The following is a 346-nucleotide window of genomic DNA, read 5'->3' as shown; positions in this document are numbered from 1 at the left end:
GATTAAAAGAGCTGTCGCCAACGCTCTTCCGGACGTTGATGACATAAGCGTGAATAATTTTCATGACGAGGAAAAGGCTGTGCGGGTCTTCAGCCCATTTCCAAAACCGAAAAGGGTGAATCCTCATTCAAAATGGACGATTGACAAGGTCGCTAAAGCGATCTTGACGGGGCAGGTAACACAAGGCGTTCAAGACATGAGGCTTACTGATGATTATGCCTATGACGCGGCGGTGAATTTCAGAAAAGGTGAGCTGTTCGACCTTCTAGGCTTTGCTAAAGAGCTAACAGAGTCGCCTAGCGGCTGGTGGGTATATCTGGATGAGGCTGAGGACAACAAAATCAAA

Annotated in this window: 1 protein-coding gene; it reads left to right on the top strand. The window is 47.4% G+C overall.

What is annotated here, in order from left to right; genetic code table 11:
* Nucleotides 1-346: hypothetical protein (locus RAD10_RS41590; protein WP_461621998.1), on the top strand; the 346-nt coding region annotated here is incomplete at both ends.

The sequence above is a fragment of the Bradyrhizobium sp. 23AC genome, assembly GCF_054863025.1.
Note: the sequence above shows the minus strand (reverse complement) of the source record. Positions and strands in the feature narration are given on the sequence as shown.